The organism is Streptomyces tateyamensis (assembly GCF_003205575.1).
Classification (GTDB): domain Bacteria; phylum Actinomycetota; class Actinomycetes; order Streptomycetales; family Streptomycetaceae; genus Kitasatospora; species Kitasatospora tateyamensis.
Genome location: NZ_PYBW01000030.1, coordinates 25,266 through 37,983, shown reverse-complemented (window position 1 = coordinate 37,983; position 12,718 = coordinate 25,266). Strand labels below are relative to the sequence as shown.

15 protein-coding genes are annotated in these 12,718 nt (G+C 69.4%); 4 read left to right on the top strand and 11 right to left on the bottom strand.

The window, feature by feature from the left end; genetic code table 11:
- The 11 genes from C7C46_RS09605 to C7C46_RS09550 all read right to left on the bottom strand — a co-directional run.
- A partial coding sequence (locus C7C46_RS09605) for a ParB/RepB/Spo0J family partition protein (RefSeq protein ID WP_146259031.1) occupies window positions 1-1,544 on the bottom strand: 1,544 nt, incomplete at its 3' end.
- A gap of 750 nt (window positions 1,545-2,294) precedes the next feature.
- Window positions 2,295-2,783: a hypothetical protein gene (locus C7C46_RS09600; protein WP_110667803.1), complete on the bottom strand. Its 489-nt coding sequence runs from the start codon at window positions 2,781-2,783 to the stop codon at window positions 2,295-2,297.
- A 72-nt stretch (window positions 2,784-2,855) separates the two neighbouring features.
- Window positions 2,856-3,356 (bottom strand): hypothetical protein, encoded by a 501-nt coding sequence (locus tag C7C46_RS09595; protein ID WP_146259030.1) that lies wholly within the window; start codon window positions 3,354-3,356, stop codon window positions 2,856-2,858.
- Window positions 3,357-3,600: 244 nt separating this feature from the next.
- Window positions 3,601-3,915, bottom strand: coding sequence for a helix-turn-helix domain-containing protein (locus C7C46_RS09585; RefSeq protein ID WP_110667796.1), 315 nt, complete (start codon window positions 3,913-3,915; stop codon window positions 3,601-3,603).
- A gap of 109 nt (window positions 3,916-4,024) precedes the next feature.
- Window positions 4,025-4,618, bottom strand: coding sequence for an ATP-binding protein (locus C7C46_RS09580; RefSeq protein WP_110667794.1), 594 nt, complete (start codon window positions 4,616-4,618; stop codon window positions 4,025-4,027).
- 67 nt (window positions 4,619-4,685) lie between these two features.
- Window positions 4,686-5,429, bottom strand: coding sequence for a class I SAM-dependent methyltransferase (locus tag C7C46_RS09575; RefSeq protein WP_425470044.1), 744 nt, complete (start codon window positions 5,427-5,429; stop codon window positions 4,686-4,688).
- Between the two features lie 73 nt (window positions 5,430-5,502).
- On the bottom strand, window positions 5,503-6,879 hold the full coding sequence (locus tag C7C46_RS09570) for a hypothetical protein (RefSeq protein ID WP_110667792.1): 1,377 nt from the start codon (window positions 6,877-6,879) through the stop codon (window positions 5,503-5,505).
- Window positions 6,880-6,884: 5 nt separating this feature from the next.
- Complete coding sequence (locus C7C46_RS09565) at window positions 6,885-7,646, bottom strand: hypothetical protein (protein ID WP_110668150.1); 762 nt, start codon at window positions 7,644-7,646, stop codon at window positions 6,885-6,887.
- A gap of 41 nt (window positions 7,647-7,687) precedes the next feature.
- Window positions 7,688-8,266 (bottom strand): CYTH domain-containing protein, encoded by a 579-nt coding sequence (locus C7C46_RS09560; protein WP_110667790.1) that lies wholly within the window; start codon window positions 8,264-8,266, stop codon window positions 7,688-7,690.
- A gap of 151 nt (window positions 8,267-8,417) precedes the next feature.
- A complete protein-coding gene (locus C7C46_RS09555) occupies window positions 8,418-8,717 on the bottom strand; it encodes a hypothetical protein (RefSeq protein WP_110667788.1) in 300 nt (99 codons plus the stop codon).
- A gap of 75 nt (window positions 8,718-8,792) precedes the next feature.
- Window positions 8,793-9,302: a nucleoside-diphosphate kinase gene (locus tag C7C46_RS09550; protein WP_110667787.1), complete on the bottom strand. Its 510-nt coding sequence runs from the start codon at window positions 9,300-9,302 to the stop codon at window positions 8,793-8,795.
- Window positions 9,303-9,809: 507 nt separating this feature from the next.
- Here C7C46_RS09550 and C7C46_RS09545 point away from each other — a divergent pair.
- The 4 genes from C7C46_RS09545 to C7C46_RS09530 are packed head-to-tail and all read left to right on the top strand — an operon-like array spanning window position 9,810 to window position 12,705.
- Entirely contained in the window at window positions 9,810-11,087 is a 1,278-nt protein-coding gene (locus C7C46_RS09545) for a helix-turn-helix domain-containing protein (RefSeq protein WP_110667785.1), read from the top strand.
- Window positions 11,084-11,626: a flavoprotein gene (locus tag C7C46_RS09540; protein WP_110667783.1), complete on the top strand. Its 543-nt coding sequence runs from the start codon at window positions 11,084-11,086 to the stop codon at window positions 11,624-11,626. Before C7C46_RS09545 ends, C7C46_RS09540 begins: the two co-directional genes overlap by 4 nt.
- Window positions 11,627-11,657: 31 nt before the next feature.
- The gene (locus C7C46_RS09535) at window positions 11,658-12,320 is read left to right on the top strand and encodes an NUDIX hydrolase (protein WP_110667781.1); all 663 of its coding nucleotides are present in this window, start codon (window positions 11,658-11,660) and stop codon (window positions 12,318-12,320) included.
- Window positions 12,298-12,705 (top strand): NUDIX hydrolase, encoded by a 408-nt coding sequence (locus tag C7C46_RS09530; protein ID WP_110667779.1) that lies wholly within the window; start codon window positions 12,298-12,300, stop codon window positions 12,703-12,705. The genes C7C46_RS09535 and C7C46_RS09530 overlap by 23 nt, the downstream gene beginning before the upstream one ends.
- Window positions 12,706-12,718: the final 13 nt, after the last annotated feature.

The window sequence follows — 12,718 nt, the reverse complement described above, 5'->3', positions numbered from 1 at the left end:
CCGGCGTCCTCCTCGTCCTCGTCTCCGTCAGCCTGCCGGGCAGCGTCCGCCGCCGCCTTCTCTGCGGCCCGCGCTTCCGCCTCGGCGATCTTCGCCGAGAGATCCGCCACCAACTCGACCTCGGGGTCTGTCAGTTCGTAGCCGTAGGCCACCAGGAACTCGAACCAGTCCAGTGCGGCCCGCTTGTCGCCGTAGCCGGAGAGAGCTTGCCGGACCGCACGCTCCGCCCGAACCGCAACGGCGGCCAGCAGCACCAGCGGCAGACGCGCCTCAGCCATCCGGCGGGTGAAGCGCTCGAATCGGTCGCTTCGGTCGTCGTCACCCGGGGCGTTGAGGTAGACCAGCACCTCGGGGCTGGCCTCATCCGCCCCCAGTGTGTAGAGCAGCCGAAGAACCTTCTTCGTCATCCCCTTGGGCACCTTCTTCAAGCGACAGAGCTCCTGGATGTACTCCACCCGCACCTCCTGGGAGATGGCCAGCGCCTCCCTGCGCTCGCGGGCGGCCTGCTCTGTCGCCGCCTTGGCGGCCGTCTCCTCGTCGCTGAGGAAGTGGTAGGAGCCGGAGACGTGGTGCCCGTACTGGTGGGGGTCGCGGCAGAGGAACGTGGCCTTGAGGTCTCCGTCCTGGTGCTCGTTGAAGAACGCTGCGTGCCCCGCGCAAGCTGCGTGGGTCTCTGGGGTCAGAACCACGCCGTCAGCATCGGCGAGGCGGTTGACGTTCACCTCGCGCGACGATCCCCAACTGAACCCTTGGGGCTCGCCGACCATCCGGACGTTGACCGCAGCGAGCGCCTGGGCGGTCTCCGCCCGCAGTGCGGCCCGTTCCGCCTTCCGCCGCTCGTCCTTGATCGCCCAGTTCAGGCCGTGACCGTTGTCGATCTTGGCCAGGAGTCGCTTGTACGCCTTCGGGTCACCTTCGAACTCGGCCAGGGCCTCCGCCTCCTCGAAGGTGAGCTCACCCTTGTCGACGGCGGCGCGGGCTATCTTCGGCATTCCGGCCAGCGCGATCGACGCGCGGACCTTCTTCGGGTCCTGGGCGACCCGAGTGGCGATCTGGTCCGCGTCGAGCCCGAGTTCAATGGACAGTTGCGCGTAGGCGTCGCCGATCTCGCTCTGCTTCATGTCCTCCCGGTGCATGTTCTCGATCAGTTGCGCGATGATGCGCGCCTCTTCGGCGGTGAGGTCGTTGCGCACGATGACGTCGACCAGCCGACCGGCCTCGATCGCGCCCTTGGCCCGGCGGTTGCCGAGGATGATCGCGATCCCGTCCTCATGAGGGGTGGCGATGATCGGCTGGTAGAGGCCGTTCTCCGCGATGGAAGCGACGAAATCGGCGGTCAGTTCGGCCTTTCGGACGTTGCGGGTGAACGTCAGCTCCGTCGGGTCGACGTCTTCGAGAAGCACCTTCGCCGAGCTCTCAGCCTGGCCAGCGAGGCCGTCGGGGCTATCGCTCGACTCGGCAGCAAAAGCGGCGGTCAGCTCGTCCAGGTCCGGCGAGGACACCTCGTCGGCCAGCAGATCAACGGGGGCAAGTGCGGTGGTCACGAATCCTCCAACAGGTGCATGGTCTCTGCCTGTTGGTCGGGGGTGCCACCCCCTCCCAACAAGGACAATATTACCTCGCTAAGGGTTTTTGGTCAAGCTCGAAGGCATGGTTCGGCTCGCCGGTCACTCGGCTGACGGACCGTCAGATCGGCGGGCGCACCTCCCCCGTCCCCCCGATAGCTGCCTGGGGTCCGGGGCAAAGAGGTCGTCCGGGTCAAGGGCCGGCCGCAGGCCGGTGGCGCAGCCACGCGAAGCGCCCTTGAGGCGGGCGGCCGGCTCCGGATACTGGGCTGCGGGAGGGGGGCCGGGGGAACCGCGCAGCGGGGCGCCCGGACCAGAAAGAACGCAGCGCCGAAGGCGCTTCCACTACCGCCGCCGAAGGCGGGGAGAGGAGAGATCGTCAGGGGTTGTACGGGGAGGTGGGCTAGGTCCGGCTTCGCCGACTCAGCCGCGAGAGCCAGCCCGGCAGGGCGGCGCCGAGCAGCTTGGGGCGCCTGCGGGCCGCCGGTGCCGGGCCCGGGTAGGAGCGGGCGGGGCGGGCCCCAGGGCCGGAGCCCGGTGGAATAGGGTCCCCGCCGCAAGGGCCGTGGCGGCGAGTACCGGGGCGGGACTGGTACTGCCGACCAGCAGCTCGTTCCAGAGCAAGTCGCTGAGACGGCTGATGCAGGACAACGTGCAGGACGCACTGCCGGTGTAGTCCGATCCGGTCTGAGCAGTGTCGGTGGCGAACGCCCAGCGTCACGGCAGCCTTCAACGACCACGCCTGCGAGAACGCTTCTTACCGGTACGGCTGCGGCGGCCTGCATCCGACGGGGCTGTCGGCGGCGGGCATGCTTGGCACCAGAGCGCGGTGACGGACATCGGCCCGGCCGGCGCCGCGCACTCGGTACCGCCGGTAAGCGAGCCCCGGGTCCCGCACCCCTGGCAGGTACGCGCCTCCTCCAGCCTGCGGGCCAAATCGCACGGCGGGCAGCAGACCGTCGCCGGTGCCTCGACCCAGACCACGGTCGGCGTCGAGACCAGCCGGTCCGGCCTGACGTGCACGCACAGCCGCACCGTCCCGGACCAGACTGCGGCCATGAGGGCTTCCAGGGCTAAGCGCTGCCAGGCTGGCCGGCCCATGAACACCGGGGCAGAAGCCCCTCTGGCGGTCAGGAAGGCATCGCTCTCGGCAGTCGCGGCGTCGATCTGGTCGCGCAACGCGGAATCGGCGGGCAGGTCCGAATCGGCGGGCTGCATGGTGAAGCTCCTCGTGAAGGAGGTGGACGGGGGCAGAAGCAAAAGGGCTGGAGCACGGATGGTCGTCGCGGGTCAGTTCGCTGCGGGGCAGCGGCGACGGCGGGTCCGGGCTGCACTCCGGGCAACGGCTTCTTCGACAGTGGCGGCGAGGGGGGAGTGCACAGTGAGGCCGGGCACATCCATGGCCAGGCAGCGGCGGGTGGCCTCCTGCCATCCGACGGCGGGCGGGCAGCCAACGACGACCGGGGGACGTAGGCGGTCGGCGAGGTAGGCGCGGTGGGCTCGAACCACGGGCCATGGTCCGAGCGGTCGCCAGGACAGCAGCACGTCGGCCATCGCTTCCGCGCGGTCCAGCCAGCCGGTGCGCCAGGGCAGTTCGGTGTCGTTGGGCACGAACGGGTCGAGCACCACCCCAGTGAAGCCGCATTCGGCCAGGAGGCTGACGGCTCGGCTCTGCCAGTGCGGGTGGCCGGTGGATGCGCCGGTGAGCATCATGATTGGTCCGCGTCCCGGCTCTGGCAGAGCAGGGGCCCGTACGTGGCGCAGGGCATCGAAGTCGGTGGTGGTGCTCACCGTGCCGCTGTGCTCCTGATCGCCGCGCCGATGAGGAAGCGGGGTGCCGGGTATCCGGTGCCAACGAGCGGGGCAGCACCCAACAGAGCCAGGCCGGTGACGTACGTGGTGGCGGCCAACACAACCGTTTCGTGCACCGTGTGGTCGTCCCGGAGGGTCGCTGCCGTCGCGGCACCGGCCGCGAGGGCCAGCAGCGGGCAGGCGGCCCCGGCGAGCAAGCCCGCCACGAGCCGGCTGCGTGGCATCAGCTACCCCCGCCGGGCTGCGTCGCCGGGCCGTGCACCTCCCGGCGCTGATCGGGAAGGCGACGGCCGCTTGGGTTGATTGCCGGCACGTCCTCTGCCCGCACCCACCCCCAGCCCACTCCGAGCGCAGCAGCACGGTGACGGTACGGCGTGCCGAGCTTGAACGTCAGCGCTTTGACGGCGTCGCCGACGGTCGAGGCTTCGATGCCGGTGGCACGGCTGACCATCTCGTTGCGGTCACCCCGGGCGACCTGTCGCAGCAGCAAGACCTCGGCGTCGGACAGGTCTGGCTTGGCGGGCAGGGCGGGCTGCATGGTGGAGCTCCTCGTGAAGGAAGTAGGACGGGGTGCTTGGCGGAGAGGGTGGAACAGGGCCCGCAGTGGTGGGTGGTCGGTGTGGGCTGGTCCGCTGCGGGCTGCGGCCTCAGATCTGACGGAGACCGACCAGGAGTCGGCCCATGAGGTGCGGGTCGTCGACCGGCAGCTTTTCGTCGGTGAGGGGCTTGAACGGCCTAGGCCGACCCGCACGGTTGGACGGTTCCCTGGCGGTGGCGGCCCTTGGTTTCGGGGCTGCGGCGCCGGGCCGGACCTCGGCCCAGACGGTCTTGCTGCCGTTCGTCGGGTGGTAGTAGCCCCACCGGCTGCTCATGTACTCGACCAGGAAGAGGCCACGTCCGCGCTCGGAGTCGGTGTCGACCGTCTTCGGCACGGGGGGCCGCGTGTCGTTGTCCGTGACCTGCACCAGGACGGCCGGGCCGCGCAGCTGGAGGTCGAGGCCGATGATCTGCACCTTGGACAGCACCGCCGAGGTCAGCCGCTCAGGCTGCTTCGCGTCATTGGGGTGCTGGATCGCGTTGGTGACGAGTTCCGACAGCACCAGCAGGACGGTGTCGATCAGGTCGGGAGGCACCTGCCAGCGGCCCAGCACATCGCGGGTGTGGAGCCTGGCCCAGCTGGCCGCGTTGGGGGTGTCGGCCAGTTTCAGATGGCTGTGGAGCACGGTGGGGACTTGCTGCATTGCGGACGCCTCCCGGCGGGGCGGGGGTCCGGGGTCGGCCGGACCACCGCGCTGGTTGGGGGAGTTCCTACTTGGTGGCGACGACGTAGACGCTGGCCCACTCGCGCTTCGGGTTGGCCAGGGTGGCGTCGAAGGCCCAGGGCCTCACGGTGGTGAAGCCGGCCTCGGTGAACAGCTGGACGAGCTTCTCGAAGTCGTAGGCCCACAGGTGCGGGGTGTAGTTGGGATCGTCGTCTTGGTCGCGGAAGACGAGGTTGACCAGGTCCAGGTAGGTGTTGACGTCCTGGCGGCAGGTGCGCTTGGAGTACCAGCGCTCGACCATCTCGCCGGTCTCGGCGGGGGCGGCGGGGTAGCGGTTCAGGACGTGGGCGGCGTCCGGCACACCGGTGATGATCTGACCGCCCGGGGCCAGGACGCGGAAGGCTTCACGGGCGAAGCCCTTGGCGGAGCGCGGGTAGTCGATGTGCTCCAGGAAGTGCTCGTTGAACAGCAGCTCGACCGTGCCGTCCCGCAGTGGGATGCCTTCGCGCACGTCCCACAGGAAGTCCGCGGGCGGGACGAGGTCGATGTTGAAGAAGCCGTCCAGCTGGTGGCTGCCGCCGCCGATCTGGATCTTGGTCGGCTGCTCGTCGGGGCTGTCGGGGAAGGCGCGCTGGGTGGCCCGGTGGTAGCGGCTCAGCTCTACCTCCCGCAGGGCGGCGCGGAGTGTGCGGGCCAAGCCGTGGCCGGTGGCCGGGTCGGCGAGCGCCGTGGTGAGCTGCTCGCCGAGCAGGTCGTTGGACGACGATATGCCTGTAGTTTCCATGGGCATGACAGACCTCTCCTCAAGAAGGTGTGCGCTGTCGGGAGGGAACGGTGCGGGGGCGGCGGCCGGGCGCGCGGGCTCAGGCTGCGGCCGGGGCCCACTGGTTGTTGCGCATCAGGGTGGAGCGGAGGTCGACCAGCCGCGGGGTGACGGTGAGGTCGAGTTCCTCAGTGGGGTGCAGGTTGCCGGCCTCGTCGGTATCGGCTCGCCACGCGCGGTATTTCAGGTCGGGGTAGGCCGGGTTGATGCCGATCTCCCCCTTGGGGATGGTGCCGTTGAACGGCACCGGAATGTCGAGGTGGTTCCAGTAGTTCCAGGCTTGGAGCGCCTTGACCTGGTCGAAGTAAAAGTAGAAGTCCGGCGAGCGGCCGAAGGTGCGCAGTTCGCGGTGGATGAGGTGGCCGAGTAGCGGGCCGAGCTGGGCGGCGAGGGAGTCGAACTCCCACTTGGTGTAGCGCCAGCGGTCCGGGACTTGCCCGGGGGTGAAGAGGCGGGCGGCCACGAGGTGGCTGACCCGGTCGGTGAGGTAGAGCGCCGCCGCGTCCGCGTCGAGGGTGGGGTCCACCGCGCTCAGTGCGGCGGCGAGGTCGGGCACGCGGAACCTGGCCAGGTCGAAGCGGCCGATCATGCCGGGGACGGCGAACAGCAGCTGCTTGTACAGCCAGTTGTCGAACTCTCCGATCTCGGCCAGCCGCCGGGTGCGCGAGCTGGTGGAGTGCAGCATGGCGTACTCGGACAGGGCCTCGAAGAAGATGTAGCCGAGGATCGGCAGGCGCGGGATCGTCTCGTCCAGCTGCCGTAGGAAAGCCGCTGGTTCTACGGTCGCGCCCTGGTAGGCGACAGCAGCGGCCAGGGCCAGGAAGGCGGTGGAGTTCTTCACCCTGCTGACCACGGTCTCCCGCAGCTGGTTCCGCTCCGCCTTGGAGAGCAGGTATTCGAGGTGGGTGTAGATCGCGAGGTGGATCGAGCCGAGTCGCAGGTAGTCCACGCCGGCCAGGCCCTGGTACGCCTGCGGGGGGAGGTCCAGTTCGAAGACCAGCGGGGTGGGCTGGTGGTCGGGGCGGCCGATCTTCGCGAGGAAGGCGGGGGCTTCGCGGTTGAGGATGTAGGAGCCAAGGTTGTGCGGGCGGAAGCCGTGGTCGGTCGCGGTGAGTGGCGCGCAGTAGATGCTGCCGACCAGGCATCCGCCGGAGGGGTAGAGCGCACCGTCCTGGCTGATCTTCTCCAGAGCGTGGGTGACGTGCAGCAGGTGGAGCTTGCCGCCAGTGGCGAGGGAGTCGAACAATCCGTTGCGGCGGAGCAGGTGGCCGTTGGGGGTACCGAGGGCAAGGCGGTCGGTCCATGCGGCCTTCTGGGGGCCGAGCGGGTCGTCCGGGTTCGGCATCGCCGGGACGAGGCTGGCGCCGTAGAACGCGTGCGCGTCGGCCCAGCTCTCGTAGGAGTCGGTGAAGTCCACGGGGCCTACACCAGTCCCTTCTCCGCCACGGCGAACCGGACGGCCGCCGTGCTGGAGGCGCCGGAGAGGAACGCCTCCTCGGAGGTGACGACGAGGTCGTAGGCCAGGGGCAGCAGCTGGTCGAAGGCCGGCTCGCGGACGTAGCGGCTGTTCGGCCACCAGGAGAGCTTGGGCAGCCGGTACCGGTCGAGGGCGTCCGCGGCCTTCACGATGTCGCAGATCTGCGCGCTGCGGGCGTGGTCGGCGCGGTCGTCGGCGGTGAACTTCTCGTACGGCACCTCGTGCAGCCGCACTGCGGTAGCAGCCTTGATCACGTCGGTGGGGGTGGGCCGCAGGTGGAAGTGCGTCCAGACCAGATCGGCGTTGGCGCCGAGCCAGACGGCGGCCCGGCTGCCGTGGCCGGGGTCGTCCTTGTCGTGCTGGCGTTGGCAGTCGTGGACGGCCGCCGCGATGACCGTGGTGGCCGTGTCCGACTCGTCCAGCCGGTGCAAGTCGGCCAGCAGTGCGGCGAGGACCGCAGTACGCAGGCCGTGCCGGTGGCCGTGGATGGAGTCGGCGAGACGTGGTTCCGCGAGCCATCGGGTGGGGATCGCGGCCTGCTCGATCAGGGCCTTCGTGGTGTCGCGCAGCGGCTGCGGCCACCCCGGGGTGAAGTCGGGCCGGTTGGCCTTGATCCACTCGACGGTGGCGGAGTCGGTGAACTGGTGGTTCGGCAGTTCCTTGCGGGCAGCCAACTCGACCAGGCTGTCCGTCTGGGTCGTGCTCATGGTGCGGCCCACCCCCTCGGTGGTTAGGACGGTTGGATGCCCTACCGAATCTCGGCGGACTGGGCGGCCTTGCGCGCGGCCTCCTCGGCCTCGAAGGCGGCGGTGAAGGCGGCCAGCTCCTCCTCGCTCATCAGAGCGACGCCCAGTTCGGCGGCGGCGTCGGTGATCGTGGCGGTGGCCTCGGCCTTGGCCGCGTCCGAAGCGCCGTCGGGCAACAGCACCTCGAACTCGGCGTGGTATCCCCACGCCTCGCTCCACTTGACCGCGATCTCCACGCCCTGGAAGCGGAAGTTGCGGCGGAAGTTGAACGCCTCGTGCCGGGCGCCCTCGAAGCCGAGCGCGCCGAACAGCCGGACGGCCGCAGGCACGTCCTCCTGCGCGATCGGGAACTCGGTCTCACCGAACGCCGCGCCCTGCCCGATCTTGCTGTCCTTGAGCGTGATCTTGGCGGTGCCGGTGGACTGGTTGTCGGTCACCTTCAGCAGCTGGTCCGGCAGCACGAAGAAGTGGATCAGCTTGTTGTCCTGACCCAGGTCCTCACCGTCGCGGACCAGCCGCTCCACCAGCGCGTCGTGGGCGCTCTTGTCGAACCTGGTACGCATCTCGATCTCGACGGCCAAGGCAGTCGTCCTTCCTGATTCGGGCATGGCTGATGGGGCCGGATCGGCAGCAGGTACCCCTGGCCGGCCCGGTGAGCGGTATGAAGTTGATGGTGCGCCGGTGGTGCGGCCGGTCAGTGTTCCCCTGACCGCACCACCGGCAGCCTGTGTGTCAGGCCAGCTCGCCGAACCGCTCGCGGACCACGCCTTCGTGCAGGTAGGTCGGCAGCGGCACGCCGCCGACGCTGATCCGCCGGGTGGCCACCTGCTCCTCGGTGTCGGACGGGAAGCCCTCCAACAGCTGGAGGCACTGCCGAACCCACTCGCGCGAGGTGTCCCACGCGCCCGCGTCGCGCAGCAGCAGCGCCAGCGCGTACGCCGTCTCGGCCGCCGTCCAGCGGTCCGTCGTCAGCTCCTGCTGGAACGCCGCTTCCAGCTCAGCCGCAGAAGCCGTGCGGGTCGTGCTCGTCATGATGCGCCCTCTCGTCGTGCCAGTCGTTCCGTCGTGTTGAACTCGGGCAGCGCCACCGGAGTGACGCCCGACGTCTCAGCAGTTGTACGTTTCGGCGAGCGTCTTGTAGTCGAACAGCTCGTCCTTGGCGAACCAGAGATCGACTTCCTGCGCGGCCTCCTCGCGGTTGCCGGAGGCGTGGACCAGGTTGGCGACCGCCTTGCCGACGGCCACGCTGGCGCCCCGACTCATGTGCGAGAAGTCGCCGCGGATGGTGCCGGCCGGAGCCTGGTCCGGGTAGGTGCTGCCCACGATCTTGCGCACCGTGGCGATGGCGTCGTAGCCCTCCAGGACCAGGGCCATGACCGGGCCCTGCTGCATGAAGGTGGCGGTCATGTTGTAGACCTCGGAGCCCAGGCGCTCCTCCAGGTCCGCGTAGTGCTTTCGGGTGAACTCGGCGTCCATCCACTTCATCTTCGTACCGACGACCTTGAGCGCGGTGGTCTCGAACCGCGCCAGGATCTGGCCGGCCAGACCACGGGCCATCGCATCGGGCTTGAGCAGCACAAGCGTGCGCTCAATCTGGCTCTGGGTCTCCTCGGTCATGTGTTCCCTTTCCCCTACCAGAATCACGAACTGACGGTGCATCGGGGCACGTCTGGACACGAGGTTACCGGCGCGGACTCGCCAGTTTTCGATACGTCGAGTTGGCCAGCCGAGGAGCCAGGTGGCCCTCTTGGCGATCACCCCTCGCGGGGGTCGACACTGACCTAGACTCGGGCACGACCGAACTCTCAACTGTCTGTGTGGGCCCGAGTTCTCGCCGCAGTCCCCAGTCTGGAGTCACCGCCGGTCCGGCACCATGCCGCCGCAGTGCGGCGGTGGTGCACCTACGGTGCAGCAGTCGGGGTGGAGGACTGCGACCGGCTCGGCGACATGGGCACTGCTCCTCTTCACGGACGACGTGGTCGACGACTAGTCAACTCCATGAAGAAGCAGTCCGGTTCGCTCAGTCGCATGTTCCGCATGGATCATGCAGAACGTGCATAACGTCTTGATCCAGATCGGCCAGCGAAGCCCGCACCAGGCAGGGTGAAAGCGGCAGGAGGAGCTATGTCGGAGGCCGTCCGCGCGCCCATCGACGCACGCCAGATCGGATCGGTGATCCGGCGTGCCCGCAGGGCCGCCGGCCGGTCGCAGGAGAACGTGGCTTCCGCGCTGGGCTACCACCAGTCGAAGCTGAGCCGACTGGAGAGGGGAAGCGGAACCGACGACGTACGAGTCCTACGGGCCGTCGCGGCGGAACTCGACATCCCCCTGGAGAGCTTGGGCCTGACCGCCTCCCCCAGCAGCGCGGACACCAGGACGGACGACATGTATCGGCGAGGCTTCGTGGCGGCCGGAGTGGCCGCCCTTGCAACCCCGGCCCGCTCGCTCACCACCAGCCTGGAACTCGTCCAGGCCCTCCTGCCCACGGTCACCCCGCTGCCTGACCGGCAGCCGCTCACCCAGGCCACCCTGCGCCACGAGCTGGCCAAAGCCCGCCGCCACCTCTACAGCTGCCGCTACACCGAACTCGAAGCCCTATTGCCCACCCTGCTCGCCGACCTCCGCCGTGCCCAGCACGAGAGCCCCGACGACCTGACCTTGGCCGGCCTCACTGCTACCGCCTACCAGACCGCTGTCAGCATGCTGATCAAGCTCGGCGACACCGGCAGCGCCTGGCTCGCGGTGGGACGGGCGATGAGCGAGGCCGAACGCAGTGGCAACCCGACAGTCCTGGCTTCCAGCGTCCGGGTGCAGACCCACCTGATGGCCCGCGAGCGCCACCACCTCCCGGCCGTCACGATGGTCCGCCACACCGCCGACCAGCTCGGCGGCCACTACGACCAGCGCGAGCCCGGCGATCTTGCCGCCTTCGGCCTGATGCTGCTGCGAGGGGTGACGGCCGCCAGTACCGGCGGAGACCGTTCCACCACCACCGAGCTGCTGGACCAGGCCGACGAAGTCGCCCGGTACGTCGACCGCGACCGCCCCGACGCCTGGGCGAACTTCAGCCCCACCAACGTTGCCCTGCACCGGGTGTCGGCCGCCGTCGCCCTCGGCGACGCCGGCACGGCCGTCGAGGCCGCCCGGCCGCTCCTCCGCCGCCGCATCCCCGCCCCCGAGCGGCAGGCAGCACTGTGGGTGGACCTCGCACGAGCGTTCAACCAACAAGGCAAACTGTTCGAGGGCTACCGCGCCCTGCGCATCGCCGAACGGCACGCGGCCGAGGACATCCGGCGCCGCCCCGACATCCGGGAGCTGGTGGCCGACATGACGGCCCGCGACCGCCGCGGTGCGCTGCCGGAGCTCCGCCAGTTCAGCCGCGAGTTGGGAGTCCGACCTTGAACAGCCAGCCCTTCCTGTACGTCGCCGTCTGCGCCTCCGGCGTCGCCGACGACGTCGGCACGCTGATCACGGCGGCCCAAGCAGAAGGGTGGCGGGTCGGAGTGGTGGCCACCCCGAACGCCATGGAGTTCGTCGACCAGGCCGCCATCGAGCAGCAGACCGGCTACCCGATCCGCTCGGCCTGGCGCACCCCCGACGTCCCGGCCTCGCTACCGCCGGCCGACGCCATCGCCGTCGCCCCCGCCACCTTCAACACGATCAACAAGTGGGCCGACGGCCACGCAGACACCCTGCTGCTGGGCATCCTCACCGAGTCCTACGGCCTGGGCATCCCCGTCGCCGCGCAGCCCTACGTCAACTCCGCCCAGGCTGCCCACCCCGCCTACGGGGCCAACGTGGAGCGCCTCAAGGCGATGGGCGTGTTGTTCGGCGACTACGTCCCCCACAAGCCGAAGGCCGGCGGCGGCCGGGACCAGTACGACTGGAGCACCCCGCTGCGACTCCTGCGCCCGGTGCTCGAAGCGAAGAGCAAGGCGTAGCCAACCATCGGTTTCTAGGAGGGGGCAGCAGGTGGACGTGGTCGTGACCTGGACGGGGGCGTCCGCCTGCCAACTCCAAGAAGCCCTGCGCGACACCAATGAGGCGTTCTCCACCCGCCTCGGCATCGGCCTGCGGACGGTGGCCGCCTGGCACCAGAACCCGGATCTGGTCCCGCGCCCCGAGATGCGCCAGCTCCTCGACAAGACCTTGGAGACGGCACCGCCCGCCGTGCAGAAGCGGTTCGCGCTCCAGAGCGCCGAACCCAGCAGCCAGGCCGCCCAGGCATTGCGGGTCGCTATCGCGGTCGTGGTGCGCGAGTCCGAAGTTCTGCTCGTCTGCCGCCGCGACGACGAGACCGCCGGCATCCGCTGGCAGTTCCCGGCTGGCGTCATCAAGCCGGGCGGAAGCCCGGAGTCGGCAGCCGTCCGCGAGACGCTCGCTGAGACCGGTGTCCACTGCGCGATCCGCGAAGACCTAGGCGGGCGGCTCCACCCTGCCACCGGAGTGTGGTGCCAGTACTACCTCACTGAGTATCTCGCTGGTGACGCCCAGAATCAGGACATGATCGAGAACGCGGACGTGATGTGGGTTCCGAGAAACGCGGTGCCCCGCTTCATCCCTGTCGATACGATCTTCCCGCCCATCCTGGCCGCCCTGGAGGAGCCCCAGAATGACCGAGCCGAGCAGCACTAAGCCGGGCATCGCCGCCGCCATCATCGTCCACGAGGGCCGAGTCCTCATGGTTCAGCGCCGCGTCGCCGAAGGCGAGCTGTCGTGGCAGTTCCCGGCCGGTGAGATCGAGACGGGCGAAACCCCGGAAAAGGCCGCCGTCCGGGAGACCGCGGAAGAGGTCGGCCTGACTGTCAAAGCCGTACTTCTGCTCGGCGAGCGCGTCCACCCGAAGACTGGTCGCCAGATGTCGTACACCGCGTGCGAGGTCGTGACCGGCCCGGCCACGGTGGTCGACACCGAGGAACTGGCCGCTCTCGCGTGGATCACTTCCGCCCAGATCCCGGAGTACGTTCCGTACGGCCTGTTCGAGCCGGTACAGGCTTACCTTGACGACGCAATGCGGTGACGAGAGCAGCCGG